Raw genomic sequence first — 14243 nt, forward strand, 5'->3', positions numbered from 1 at the left:
CTTCAGCTATTCATCAGATATGACTTTGTAACTTATTAACTGTATAGCTCTTGTGGCTATATCATCATTATACTAGGGAGGCGGCGAATGGGGGCTGGAATTTCTGCCGGAAAGATTCAGAGGGCTGATAGAGACGGCGCTTTCGTGCTATAGAGACGGTACAGAGATGGCGGCGCAGGCAGCAGAGGAAGAATGCTTCGCCGATTATGTGTTGACTGAAATACGGAAAATCCTGGGAGAAAGGGCAGAGGCATGAAGAAGATTTCGCTAGAGGAACTGCAGAGGGAGAGCCGGACGGATTCTTATCCGGAACAGTACCGCTATATCTGCGGCCGGATGGAAAGCGGAAGGATCATGCCGGTGAAAAGTTCTCCGCTGAACGGGAAGAAGCCCGCCCTCCATACGAGCTACTGGCTTGTGGAAGAGAAGCCGGATTACGGGGAGGAGACGGAGGAGCTGCAGTTTCGGACAGTGCCTGGGATTCGGACGGATTATTATCTGAAGCACCTGGATGTGTACCGGGAAGAGCGGAAGTGGGTGCGGCTTTTGAACCGCTTTTTCCTGGAGCAGAGGGGAGCGGGCGGGGAGGGGCCGGCCTATGTCTCTTTGAACGAGAGGAGCTTTCAGATATGGGGGCGGGAGAAGTTTCTGCAGAGGGAGCAGGGGAGGAAGATTCTGGCCCACTGCGGAATCGGTATGGAGGAGCTGCGCGTCTATCAGACTACGGAGCCGCTGGCCTATTATTCCGGTACCCGGCGCGTGCCCCAGACGGTTTTGATTCTGGAGAATAAGGATACGTTCTATACCATGCGCAGATGGCTGATGGGTGGATTCGCCTTATCCGGCGAAGACGGCGGAAAAGAAGAAAGCGTGGATGCTGCCAGTTCCCCCGGAAAGATTTTCGGCAGGGAAATCGGAACGGTCATCTACGGCGCGGGAAAAGGCATCCTCCGCTCCTTTGAGGATTTTCAGTTCTGTGTGGAACCCCATATCAATCATCCGAACAATGAGATACTGTATTTCGGCGATTTGGATTATGAGGGCATCGGCATCTATGAGCGGCTGGCGGCTCTTTTTTCTATGGGGAAGGAAGAGACAGGGAATGGGAAGTCTGGCGATAACGGGGAAGAGATGCCGGAGGCTGTAGAAGAGCCGGCTGGCTGTGTGGGAGAGGAAGAAGCTTTTCCCGCGGCGCAGGCGGGAGAATGCAGCTGCCTGCATGAGATAAAGCCTTTCATCCAGGCCTACGAAAAAATGATAGAAAAAACACGGGAATACGGAAGAGACTTTCTGCCGGAGATGAGCGAGAACCAGAACCACAGCCTTTCCGGCCTGTTCTTCCGGTATTTTTCTGAGGAGACGAAAGCGGCCATGAGGGAGCTTCTGGAGGCCGGGAAGTACATCCCCCAGGAGATTGTGACGATTACGGACTATTGAGGGGTCAGAACCAATGCAATATGAATTCTTAAAGCACTTCCCCAGGCGGATGAAGCATGTGGGAGCCTATGCGCTTCTGTTTGCGAACAGCAGCCAGAAGACTATCTGGAAGCAGTACGGTTTCCTGAAACTGGACGAGCAGTTCAACGTGATTTTCGCCGTGCTGCTATATCTCATGGAGCAGTCCCTGAAGGAGGAGAACTGCACCATCGATGACGTCGGCGCCTATCTGGACAGCCTGAACATGCGGTATTTTGAGAAAAACATGAGCTATGAGGACTGCAAGAATCTGGGGGATTTCATCATCAATGTGGTGCTTTCCAATGAGGGGAAGGCAATGTATTTTGAGGGATATGACTTCGGGCAGCGGGAATACCAGGCCATGAACGTGAGCTATGTGGCCAACAAGATCGTCTACCTGGATTCGGAGGTGCGCAGGACTTCCTATTATCTCACGGAGGACGGCTACAATCTGCTGCTGTCCACGCTGGAAATCGAGAGCAACCTGAAAATCACCATCCACGAGATGATTTTCAAGATGCATCTGGAGAAACAGAGCTACGACAAGGCAGTGGACGATATCAAAAATGTATTCAACCTGATGCGCATCCAGCTGCAGAGGATTGAGGAAGCCATGGGCCGGATTCGCAGGAACGCCCTGAATTATTCGGTGGCGGACTACGAGTTTGTATTAGAAGCGAACCTGGACACCATCAGCGACACCAAGCAGAAGTTCCTGAGTTACCGGGAACTGGTGAAGACCAGGGCCAGGGAGCTGGAGGAGATGAACCTGAACGTCCGGCGGCTGGATGAAAAGGAAGAGGAGAAGCTGCGGAACCTGGGTATCATCGAAAGCTATCTGAACCGGGCCATCGATGAGCACCAGAAGATTCTGAGCAGCCATTTTGATTTGAAATCCCTGTATACCAGGGAGCTGGAACAGCTGTCCCAGATGTCCTTTATCCGCAGGTTTTCCCTGAGGAATGAGCTGTATGAGGAGATACTGAAGCGCCCGGAGGGGCTGTCCCGCATGGAGATTTTTCTGCGGCCGCTTTTCGGGAATGAGCCGGAGAAGATTTATAATCTGAAGAAATGCACAGAGCTGCAGCGTCCTCTCCGGAAGAAAGGGGAGGACGAGACGGAAGCGGTGATGGAGTTCGGGGACGAGGAGTGGATGCAGGAGGAAGAGCGGCTCAGGCAGCAGCGGCTTGCGGGGTATGAGGGCTGTCTTCTGTTCTTGCTGCAGAGGGCCATGGGGGCGGACACGGGGGAGGTCTCCCTGGAAGAAATCCGGCAGGGCCTGGATGCGGATGGGGAGGATTACGCCAGGCTGCTGCCCAGCGTACAGATTTTCAAGGAGGTCATGGTGGAGCTGCTACGGGGCAGGGAGATTGACATCGAAGTCCTGCGGGAGGAGCGGAGGAACTTTATCGGGGAGTTCTCCAGCGGGTTCCAGCTCAATGAGATGCTGCTGAATCTGATTGAGATGCACGGCCTGATGATACGGAAAGTTACGGTTTACCGGATAGAGGACGGCAAGGTGATTGCCTTTGAACATGTGCCGGATGATACGGGCAGGCAGAAGACTGTCTGCTGCTCTAATGTGCTGATTCGGGTGGCTGGTTGAGGGTGGGGGCAATGGATAAAATATATAAGGTCATTTTGGATGGCAGACAGTATGGCATGTTGGAGAAAATGCTTTCTAGTGAAAGGGCGCATCAACTGGCACGGAACCAGTCCATCAATGGATATGAATTATTCTGGGATATGATAGAGTATATATGTTCGCCTGTTACGGATGGGTGGTGTACTTATGATGTGCTGTTGAATGAACTGGATGAGGAGCAGATAGGGTTGCTGAAGATTCTGACAGGGCAGGTATTCCCGAATGAGGAAGACTATTTTGTAGGGCAGATAGGAAAAGAATTTCATTGCAACAGGGATTTTTCCGTTCTGATTGAATTGCGGTTTTAGCATCGTGAAGTAATGAGGATTCTTTCGTGCCAGACGACAAAGGCCAGACTGGTCATAAAAGTGTTGGAAGCACAAGGCCTGATAAAAGCAATTCAGGGCAAAGGAAAGTACATCTTAAATGTAACTGGAGGAGCTGGAGAGGAATATGGCATATGAAATGGAAGACATCCGCACGGGGCAGGAGATTTTTTATTATCTGCTGGAGCACCATGAGATGAGCGAGGAGGCCCAGGAGCGGCTGTTCCGCAGCTATGCGGAGAATGAGCGGATACAGAATCTGGTGAAGTCTCAGGGGGATGCGGCGGAGTGCGACATCGAGCGGTATGGGGACGTGGTGTACCTGATTCCCAGGGAGGACAATGCCTTTCTGGGATTTTCCAAGGCGCAGCTGAAGCAGATTCTGTGCAAGTCGGGCGGGACCGACAAGGATTACTATCTGTCCCAGTTCGTCATATTGACTTTGCTGGTGGAGTTCTACGATGGACAGGGCGCCACCAGCAAGACAAGGGACTACATGCGCGTAGGCGAACTGCAGAACTGCATCTCCAGCCGCTTGCGGGAGGGCGCGGAGCGGGTCAGCGCAGAAACGGAAGAGGGTCAGGCTGCGGAAGAGAAACAGGCCTCGAAAGGGAAACAGGCCTCGAAAGAGAAACAGGTCTCGAAAGAGAAACAGGTCTCGAAAGAGAGACAGGCTGCGGAAGAGCAGCATGCTGTGGAAGAAAGGCTGGGAATCGCCTTTTCCAATATGGTCGAGGCCTACGAAGCGCTGCGCTCCGATGAGAAAGGTTCCCGGGCCAAGACCACGAAAGAGGGCTTCCTCTACAATATCCTGAATTTCCTCCAGAAACAGGGGCTGATCGAGTACGTGGAGGAGGACGAGATGATCAAGACCACGAAGAAGCTGGACCAGTTCATGGACTGGAATCTGCTGAACCAGAACCATTTCCAGCGGGTGCGCAGAGTAATGGAAGGAGGGCATTCCATGGAGGGGGGAGTCGGCGGGCTCATGAGGGAAACGGATGATTTTTAAAAGAGCTTATCCGACTGGAAAACAACATAAATTGACTTTTTGGGAATTGCTTGGGCTGTTCGGCAAATCGCCGGAGGACTTCGGATTTGAGCTTTGCGTGAATGCAGGGGATATGGAGGAACTATAAATTTGATTCCGGATTTAGGAACTGCCGGAAAATAATCTACGCATTTTGTTTAGAGTAAACCTGATAAAATCTGTAAATTTTGCAACAGGCTTGCGTAGGTTATTTGGAGGCATTTCCTTATGCCGCGGCAGAGCGGCATGGAGGTTGATGTGAGCAAGATAAACGCAGTCCGTCTGATTAATTTGAATTATAACAACAATGCCATCCGCATCAGCAACGAGACCTTTCAGCTGCATGGGGAGAGCACCCTCCTGTCGCTGCGAAACGGCGGAGGAAAGTCCGTTCTGGTGCAGATGATGATGGCGCCTTTCGTCCACAGGCGGTACCAGAATGCCAAGGACCGCCCTTTTTCCAGCTATTTTACCACCAACAAGCCCACGTTCATTCTGGTGGAATGGAAGCTGGACCAGGGGGCTGGCTACGTGCTGACCGGGATGATGGTCCGCAGGAGCCAGGAGATTTTGGAGGAACGCATGGGAGAGGGACATTCCCAGGATGAACTGGAAATCATCAATTTTATATCGGAATACAAAACAAGATGCCAGCAGGACATCCATCATCTTCCCGTGGTGGAGAAGACGAAAAAGGATATCACGCTGAAAGGCTTTGCCGCCTGCAAACAGCTTTTCGAGACTTATAAACGGGAGCGCAGCGTTCCTTTCTTTTACTATGACATGAACAATCCGGCCCAGGCCAAGCAGTATTTCAACAAGCTGGCGGAGTACCAGATTTATTATAAGGAATGGGAGACCATCATCAAGAAAGTCAATCTGAAAGAGTCCGGCCTGTCGGATCTGTTCGCCGACTGCCGGGATGAGAAAGGCCTGATGGAGAAATGGTTCCTGGATGCCGTGGAGAACAAGCTGAACCAGGACAAGAACCGGATGAAAGAATTCCAGGGCATTATGGAAAAATATACCGGCCAGTACAAGGACAACCGGTCGAAAATCCAGCGCAGGGACACCATCCGCGCCTTTGGCCAGGAGACGGAGCGGGTGCGGGAGCATGCTTTCCGTTATCGGGACGTGTCGGCGCAGCTTGCAGGCCAGAGAGCCCGCATAGGGGATTTCATCCGCAGGCTGCATGGCCTGGAGGGGCAGGAGCGGGAAAAGGCGGAGATGATGGAGCGTGAGATGGACCGGCTGGCTCAGGAACTGCATCGGCTGGAATACGAGAAGCTTTCCGGCGAGTATCACGAAATCGCCGACAGGGAGCGGTTTGCCCGGAGCAATCTGGAGATGCTGCGGATGGAAGAAGAGGGACTGGAGCGCAGGAGGGACGAGATTTCCCACAGGCTTCATGTGCTGGCCTGCGGAAAGCAGCAGGGGGATGTGGAGGAAAGCAGGCAGGAACTTGGCAGGGAGCAGCAGCGCCTGGATTTTTTCCGGGAGAAGAAAGAGAATCTGGAGCCGGAGAGGATGGCTCTTGGCGGTGGGCTTCGGCTGTATTATGAAGCGCTGCAGGAGAAGAACGGGCAGGAAAAGGAGCAGTGCCTGGGAGCGGTTGAGACTTTGCGGCAGGAGAAGCAGGAGGGGCTCCGGAAATTGGAAGAACTGCGGGGGACGGAGGGCAGCCTGACGGAGGAAGCGGGCGCGCTGCAGGCCAGAATCCGGATGTTCGACCAGGTGGAGGACAGATTCAACCAGGAGTATATGGAAGCGGGGCGTTCCGGGGAGACGAGGCGTCCCATGGAAGAAAAGCATTCCATGGAAGAAAAGCATTCCATGGAAGAAAAGCATTCCATGGAAGAAAAGCATTCCATGGGGGCCTGGAGCCGGAATCTCCTGGGAGAGTACGAGGCCGGTGCGCTGGAAATCAGGCAGGCGGAGTACGAGAAAGAGCAAAGCGCCACAGAAGCCCGCAGGCGCAGCGCGAAAAAGGACATAGAGCAGTATCGGGAACGGATCAAGGGCTGCCGAAGATTGGTGGAGGACAAGCTGGCGGAGAAGAGCCGCCTGGAATCTGCCGGAAAAGAACTGGAAAGGCAGCTGTCGGAGTATGAAAGAGAACTGGCGGAGCGAAGCGTCATTCTGCGGTATGCAGGTCTGGGGCAGGAGGATGTGTTCGACTCGGAGAAGCTGCTTGCCGCAGTGCAGAGAAAGCTTCTGGACACAGACATGGCAAGACAGGGGCTGGAGAAAGAGACTGACGGGCTGGAGAAAGAGCATCGCAAGCTTTCCAGGGGACAGGTGCTGGAATTGTCAGAGGAATTCCGCGGGATGCTGGAGGAGACTGGAATCCATTTCGTATACGGAATGGAATGGCTGCGGAAGAACCAGCTTTCACCGGAGCGGAATAAGCAGCTGGTAGCCAGACAACCGTTCCTCCCCTATTCCCTGATTTTGTCAAGGCAGGAACTGGAGCGGCTGAGGAATCTTCCGGACCAGGTCTATACCTCTGCGCCGGTGCCTGTCCTGATTCGTGAAGAATTGGAGGGGCAGGGGGAAACCATAAGCGGGCCGGTGCAGTCTTTCGATTCACTGCACTTTTATGTATGGTTTAACGATAACCTGCTGGAAGAAGAGAAGCTGGCGGCCATGCTCTCGGAGCTGGATGCCCGCATCCGGAAGCTGCGCAAATCCATCGACATCCGCAAGGCGGAATACACGGAATATATCGGCCATCAGGAGAAGCTTAAGGGCCAGAAAGTCTCCAGGAGCGCCTATGAGACGTTAAAGGAGGATATTGCCGGACAGGAGAGAGCGCTTGCCGGTCTGGAACAGGAGGTTTTAGGAAAAAGAGAAGAACTGGAAACTCTGGAAACCAGCCAGGCCAGACGGGAACAGGAGACGGCTGAACTGGACAAGTCGCTTGCCTATCAGAGCAGGAGGCTGGAGGATTTTAGGAGATTCTGTCAAAGCTACAGAGAATACCGGGAGAACAGCCGCCTCCTGGAGAAGAACCAGCGGGAAAAGGAGCGGGTGCGAAACCTCCAGAAGCTGGAACAGGAGAAGAACGCCAGGCGGGAGCAGGAGCTGGAAACGGAGAAGAACCGCCTGGCTGCGCTGGAGCGGGAGGGCGAGGTCTGTGGGGAGCGGTTGGTAAGATATCAGCAGTATCCGCTCCCGAAGCAGACGAAAGATTCATCCAGTGCCCGGTCTCCGGAAGAAAGCTTGATCGACGCCCAGTCCCGGGAAGAAAGTTCTGCTGCACAAATGACGGAAGACAGCCTGTCCGGCGCACAGCTCCCGAAAGAGAGTTTTTCTGTGGTGCAGCCCTTTACGCAGCAGCAGGCGAAAGAAGCCGAGAGCCGTTATGATATCATCACGAACGGCATCAGCGCGGAGCAAAAAGAACTGGAAGAGCGGGTCCGGGAAGCCCGGAAGCGGTACAGCAAGGCTTTGGAGGAACTGAAAGAGCTGGCGGGAAAGTTCTGCCTGAAAGAGACTGACTGGACATCGGTGCCTTACGATAAGAAAGAGGAGGCCCACCAGGAAATTCTGCTGGAAGACCAGAACCGGAAAATCGAAAAGCAGAACCGGCAGATTCATGAAGAGGAAATCAAATGCGCACTTTTACGTCAGGAAAAAGACGGTAAAACGAAACAGATAAAGGAGCGCTGCCAGAAAGAGGAACCGGTTCCCAAGGAGGAGATCCGGACCGTCCGCTTTGAGGACGCCATCAAAAAGCTGGAATACGAACAGGAAGAAGCCCGGAAAGAGGAGAAGCTGATTCATAAGAGACTGCAGACTTTCGAGAGCAATCTGGCAGCCCTGGCGGAGTATGAGGAATTCGCCGCCGAGGAGCCTGCGGAATATCCCTCTGAGGGGCCAGGGGCCTACCGGCGCGGGGAATCGGCAGCAAACCATGGGTATCCTCCAGTGGTATGGGAATTTGAGTGGTCTGCCATCAGCGGCCCGGAGCTGACGAAGCAGAAAGGCATCCTGATCCGGGATTACAATGCCTATCAGGAGCAGCGCAGCGACACGAGAGCGGCTCTGGAGCGGGAGCTGAACCGGATGATACGGATGGAAATCTTCGCGGAGGATTTTTACCAAAAGCCCCTGGAAGCCATGCTGCAGCTGACAGAGGACGCGGAGCGGGTCATCCGGCAGCTGGAGACTACAATCGCTTCTTATGAGAACCTGATGGAGAAGCTCCAGGTGGACATTTCGCTGGTGGAGAAAGAAAAAGAGAAGATTACGGAGCTTCTGGGGGATTACCTGAAAGAAGTCCATGAAAATCTGTGCAAAATCGACCGGAATTCCACCATAACCGTGCGGGAGCGGCCTGTGAAGATGCTGAAAGTGGAGCCGCCAGACTGGACAGAGAACGAAAATATGTTCGCCCTGCGGCTGCAGGATTATATCGACGATGTGACATCCAAGGGAATCGCGCTGCTGGAGGAGAACCAGAACTTACAGGAGTTCCTGGGCACCCGGATTACCACCAAAGGGCTTTACGACGCGGTGGTGGGAATCGGCAATGTGCAGATTCGGCTCTACAAGATAGAGGAGCAGCGGGAATATCCCATCACCTGGGCGGATGTGGCGAAGAATTCCGGCGGGGAGGGCTTCCTGTCGGCGTTCGTGATCCTGTCGGCGCTGCTTTACTATATGCGCAAGGACGACTCGGACATTTTCTCGGACAGGAATGAGGGAAAAGTCCTGCTGATGGACAATCCCTTTGCCCAGACCAACGCTTCCCATCTGCTGAAGCCCCTGATGGATATGGCGAAGAAAGCCAACACCCAGCTGATCTGCCTGTCAGGGCTGGGCGGGGAGTCCATCTACAACCGGTTCGACAATATCTATGTGCTGACATTGATCAGCGCGAACCTGCGAAACGACATGCAGTACCTGCGGGCGGAGCATATGCGGGGCTCGGAGGAGGAGACCGTGTTGGTGTCCCAGATTGAGGTGATGGAGCAGCAGGAGTTCGTGTTCTAAGAGGCGCGGCAGTGGGATACGCAGGCTGGCACAGGCTCCCGGCATTTGCGGAAGAAATCCGGGCAAAAGGAAAGGGCCTGGCCTGGGCAAAAGGGTTTGACAGGCTGCCGGGATGTGGCTGTAGCATATGATGCGGTGAAGTGATGCTTGCTGTCATAGGATTGGAGCAGGTGGAGTACAGGCTTTGCGTCGGAGAAGTTGTCTGTTTGCTGGTTTCAGGATATCATGTTGGCGCAGAAGGGCATTGTGCCGGAGCCTGGTTCCATATGCCCCGAAGTGACTTTATAACTTTTATGGCATACCAAAGGAAAAACGAAATAAAGAATATAAGTGATTTGATTACTGTCTGTCGGAGGAACGGAAATGCGGCATGAAATGACATATGAGGAAAAGTACCAGATGATGGTGGAGACCCCGGTGAACAAGCTGATTCCCAGGCTGGCTGTGCCCACGATTATCAGCATGCTGATAACCTCCATCTACAACATGGCGGACACCTTTTTCGTAAGCCAGCTGAGCACCAGCGCTTCCGGCGCCGTGGGGGTCAACTTCTCCCTGATGGCCATGATCCAGGCCATCGGCTTTACTTTAGGGATGGGAAGCGGGAACTATATGTCCCGGATGCTGGGTGAGAAGAAGGACGAAAAGGCCCAGAAGGCCTGCTCCACGGCAGTGTATACGGCATTTGTCTTCGGCCTGCTGCTGGCGGTCTTCGGTATCTGGAACATAGAGTCTCTGGTGCGTGTGTTGGGAGCGACGGAAACGATTGCACCTTTCGCAAAGGATTATGGGCGCTATATCCTGATTGCCGCGCCCTATATGACGGTGTCCTTTGTCTTCAACAACCACTTGCGTGCCCAGGGAAACGCGGCGCTGTCCATGATTGGCATCACCACCGGGGGCGTGCTGAATGTCATATTGGATCCTATCCTGATTTTCGGGTTCGAAATGGGAATCTCAGGCGCTGCCATTGCCACGATTGTCAGCCAGTTCGTCAGCTTCCTGATTCTGCTGGCCCTGGTGATTCGCTCCGGGAACGTATTGAAACCCCATCCGAAATACTTCACCATGAAGGGATGGGTGTTCAAAGAAATCCTGTCCGCGGGGATGCCTACTTTAGGGCGGCAGGGGCTGGCCAGCGTGGCTTCGGTGCTTTTGAACGTGGCTTCCTCCGGGTTCGGGGACGCGGCGGTGGCTGCCATGTCCATCGTCACCAGAATCATGATGTTCATCAATTCGGCCCTGATTGGCTTCGGACAGGGTTTCCAGCCGGTGTGCGGCTTCAATTTCGGGGCGAAGCGGTACGGGCGGGTGCTGGAGGCCTATTATTTCTGCCTGAAAGTGGCATTTGTGTTCCTGACGGTCATGGCGGTGGTGATGTTCGCTGTGTCTAACCCCATCATGAGGATGTTCCGGCGGGAGGACGCGGAGGTGATCCGGATCGGGGCGCTGGCGCTGAAGATGCAGTGCGTGCTGCTGCCGGTGCAGTCCTTTACCATCATCGGGAACATGCTGACACAGTCCATCGGCTACAGCTTCCGGGCCACGCTGACGGCCATCGGGAAGCAGGGGCTGTTCTTCATCCCGGCCATATTGATTCTGCCGGGGATTTATGGCGTGCCGGGGCTGCAGCTGGCCCAGCCGGTGGCCGATCTGCTGACTTTTATCCTGACCCAGGCAATCGTAGTGATGGTTCTGAAAGAATTGAAGGAAATGGACAAGAATGGTAAGGAATCGCGGCAGGAGGGTTGAGACGGAACAGATGAAACCCCAAAATGTAATAAATGATTTTACGGATATATGCAGAAGAATCCTGGGGGAGAACCTGGTGGGCGTTTATCTGCACGGCTCGGCGGCCATGGGATGCTTCCATCCGAAGCTGAGCGACCTGGATTTCATCGCGGTAGTAGAGGAAAGCGTCCCGGACGCGGCAAAGCTGGACTTCCTGGGGGAGCTGGTTCCCTTACATGCGCATGCCCCGGCCAAGGGGATAGAGATGAGCATCATCAGGAGGGAATTCTGTGAGCGCTTTGCCTATCCAACGCCTTTCGAACTGCACTTTTCCGCGATGCACCTGAACCGGCTCCTGAAAAATCCTCAGGCGTATGCAAAAGAGATGAAAGGCACAGACAAAGACCTGGCGGCGCATTTTACCGTTCTGAAAAAATGCGGAATCGTGCTTTGGGGAAAACGGATAGAGGCGGTATTCGGAGCGGTCCCGCCGGAGGCCTACACGGACAGCATCTGCGGCGACATTGAAAATGCCCCGGAGGAGATCGCGGAAAACCCCATGTACATGACGCTGAACCTGTGCAGGGTGCTCGCCTGGCTGCAGAAGGGAGCGATTCTGTCCAAACGGGAGGGCGGAGAATGGGGGCTAGCCGCACTGCCGCAGGAGTTCCGCGGCCTGCCAGCCCTTGCGCTGCGCTGCTATGAAGCCGGGGAAGAAATGAAGATAGAGCCGGAGGCCGGCAAGCGATTCGCGGCGTATATGAAAAAAGAAATTTTGCGGATTCGAGACAGCCGGGAGAGAGAATGCCGGAAAGGATAACGGCGATTATCTCAGGAACCAATGGATATGAAGAGGAAGAGAAAAGAAACTTTGCGGATTGGTGACAGCCGGGAGAGAATGCCGGAAAGGATAACGGCAATCCTCCCAGGAACCGATAATTTGAAGAGGGAGAAGAATGACAGAAAACGATTTCAGCGGGGCTTCTTGTAACAGGGCATCCGATATTTCATCCATAGTGGCACGTATGCTCCGCAGCCGGATTTCCAGAGAGATTGCCCCTGAGACATACGGATTCCTGGACACGAAGGAGCAGCTGGGCCGGCATGTGATTCTGCTGGGGCTGGGCGGCAGCTATTCCTATGGAACCGCCGGAGAGGGCAGCGACATCGACATCCGCGGGGTGTCCCTGAACAGAAAATCGGACTTGATCGGATTGACGGCACATGAGCAATATGAGGACGAAAATACGGACACCGTAATCTTCTCTTTCCGAAAGATGATAACCCTCCTCATGAGCTGCAATCCCAACACGCTGGAGCTCCTGGGCCTGAACAGGGAGCACTATCTGTACCTGAACGAGATGGGCCAGGGGCTTGTGGACAGGGCGGAGCTCTTTTTGTCCAAGCGAGCGATACGCTCCTTTGGCGGGTACGCGGACGCGCAGCTTAGGCGGCTCCAGAACGCGCTGGCCAGAGACGCCTGTCCACAGAGCGAGAGGGAGGAGCATATTTTCCGCTCCGTGCGGAACGCCATGTATGATTTGGAGCAGCGCTACGGAAGGTTTGAAAACGGCTTTTTGAATCTTTATATCGACAAGGCCGTCAACCCGGAGCTTGAGACAGAGATTTTCATGGATGCAGAACTAAAGCATTATCCTTTACGGGACTACAAAAATCTGTGGAACGAAATGCATAATATTGTAAAAGACTACGACAAAATCGGGAAGCGCAACCGGAAAAAGGACGACAACCACTTGAACAAACATGCCATGCACCTGGTGCGGCTTCTGATTATGGCCGTGGACATCGTAGGAAAAGGAGAAATCCGCACCTACCGCAGCCAGGAGCATGAGCTGCTCATGAGCATCCGTAAGGGAGAGTATCAAAAGGAAGACGGCACGTTCCGTGAGGAATTCTACGAAATTGTCAGCGACTATGAGAGACAGCTGGACGAGGCGGCGCGGCACACGAAGCTGCCCGACGAGCCTGACATGGCGGCAATCCAGAGATACGTCATGGCCGTGAACGAGAGGGTGGTAAGGGATGAGATATAAGGAGTTCGAAGGCCCCATAGAGGAGCTGGTACGGCAGAAGCTGGCAGAGATAGAGGAAAAGGAACAGGTAAAGATACTGCATGCCGTGGAGTCCGGCAGCCGCGCCTGGGGGCTGGCCTCCCCGGACAGCGATTACGACGTGAGGTTCATATATATGCGGCCCATGGAATATTATCTGGGCCTGAATCCCAGGAAGGATTTCATCGACTGGGAGCTGGATGAGACCCTGGACATCAACGGATGGGATCTGTCCAAAGTCCTGCAGCATTTCCATAAGTCCAACGCCGTGATGTACGAGTGGGCGGGTTCCCCGGTGGTATACGCCACCACGCCGGAGTGGGACAGGGTCAGGGAGACGGCCCTCCCTTATTTTTCCTGCAAAGCGGCCATGTACCACTATTACGGCACGGCCAACAAGAACTACCTGGAGCACCTGACGGCGGACGCGGTCAAGTACAAGAAGTACTTCTATGTACTCCGCCCCCTGCTGGCCTGCAGATGGATTGACGCCAAAGCCTGCCCGCCGCCGGTACTGTTCCGGGAGCTGGCTGAGGAGATGCTGGATGAAGACATGAGACCCGTCATTGCGGACCTGACGCAGAGAAAGATGCAGATGGCGGAGAGCGAGAAAGGCGAAAGGGTGGAGCCGGTCAATGCCTATATTGCGGAGCAGCTTGCCTGCTTTAAGCAAAAGACCGATTCCATGGAGGACGACAGGAAGGCGGACTGGCAGGATTTGAACAGGCTGTTCCTGGAGCTGGTATCTTCACCGGCATGCAGACAGTGAAAGGGTCGGTGGGCTGCAGTGATTTTGAACTGAACTGTTACTACATCATGTTCCGGAAGAAGCTGATGTATTGATAAATTCCCCCTGACAATCTCGTCACTTCTGAAGATACTGGCAGTGGAGATCCGCACTGCTCCCTGGAAAGGGCCTGCAAGGCAGGCCGCAAGACCCAGGCAGAGAATCATCAGGCGAAAGCCCTATGCAGAGAACCGCA

General features: G+C 54.2%; 10 protein-coding genes and 1 pseudogene. All 11 read left to right on the top strand.

Annotated elements, in window-relative coordinates:
- Window positions 1-91: 91 nt before the first annotated feature.
- A pseudogene (locus NFS35_RS30000) lies at window positions 92-256 on the top strand (hypothetical protein); the annotation flags it as partial.
- Window positions 253-1437: a hypothetical protein gene (locus tag NFS35_RS25900; protein WP_251209898.1), complete on the top strand. Its 1185-nt coding sequence runs from the start codon at window positions 253-255 to the stop codon at window positions 1435-1437. The pseudogene NFS35_RS30000 and the gene NFS35_RS25900, both read left to right, overlap by 4 nt.
- A gap of 13 nt (window positions 1438-1450) precedes the next feature.
- Entirely contained in the window at window positions 1451-3064 is a 1614-nt protein-coding gene (locus NFS35_RS25905; protein ID WP_251209899.1) for a hypothetical protein, read from the top strand.
- An 11-nt stretch (window positions 3065-3075) separates the two neighbouring features.
- A complete protein-coding gene (locus NFS35_RS25910; RefSeq protein ID WP_251209900.1) occupies window positions 3076-3411 on the top strand; it encodes a hypothetical protein in 336 nt (111 codons plus the stop codon).
- Between the two features lie 145 nt (window positions 3412-3556).
- Window positions 3557-4441 (top strand): DUF6063 family protein, encoded by an 885-nt coding sequence (locus tag NFS35_RS25915; RefSeq protein ID WP_251209901.1) that lies wholly within the window; start codon window positions 3557-3559, stop codon window positions 4439-4441.
- Complete coding sequence (locus tag NFS35_RS25920; protein ID WP_251209902.1) at window positions 4431-4568, top strand: hypothetical protein; 138 nt, start codon at window positions 4431-4433, stop codon at window positions 4566-4568. The genes NFS35_RS25915 and NFS35_RS25920 overlap by 11 nt, the downstream gene beginning before the upstream one ends.
- 119 nt (window positions 4569-4687) lie before the next feature.
- Entirely contained in the window at window positions 4688-9457 is a 4770-nt protein-coding gene (locus NFS35_RS25925) for a coiled-coil domain-containing protein (protein WP_251209903.1), read from the top strand.
- A gap of 363 nt (window positions 9458-9820) precedes the next feature.
- The gene (locus NFS35_RS25930; protein WP_251209904.1) at window positions 9821-11209 is read left to right on the top strand and encodes an MATE family efflux transporter; all 1389 of its coding nucleotides are present in this window, start codon (window positions 9821-9823) and stop codon (window positions 11207-11209) included.
- Complete coding sequence (locus NFS35_RS25935; RefSeq protein WP_251209905.1) at window positions 11181-12008, top strand: aminoglycoside adenylyltransferase domain-containing protein; 828 nt, start codon at window positions 11181-11183, stop codon at window positions 12006-12008. Before NFS35_RS25930 ends, NFS35_RS25935 begins: the two co-directional genes overlap by 29 nt.
- 205 nt (window positions 12009-12213) lie before the next feature.
- Entirely contained in the window at window positions 12214-13242 is a 1029-nt protein-coding gene (locus NFS35_RS25940) for a DNA polymerase beta superfamily protein (protein ID WP_251209915.1), read from the top strand.
- The gene (locus NFS35_RS25945) at window positions 13232-14029 is read left to right on the top strand and encodes a nucleotidyltransferase domain-containing protein (protein ID WP_251209906.1); all 798 of its coding nucleotides are present in this window, start codon (window positions 13232-13234) and stop codon (window positions 14027-14029) included. The genes NFS35_RS25940 and NFS35_RS25945 overlap by 11 nt, the downstream gene beginning before the upstream one ends.
- Window positions 14030-14243: the final 214 nt, after the last annotated feature.

This window comes from Acetatifactor aquisgranensis, from assembly GCF_943193215.1.
GTDB classification, from domain to species: domain Bacteria; phylum Bacillota; class Clostridia; order Lachnospirales; family Lachnospiraceae; genus Acetatifactor; species Acetatifactor aquisgranensis.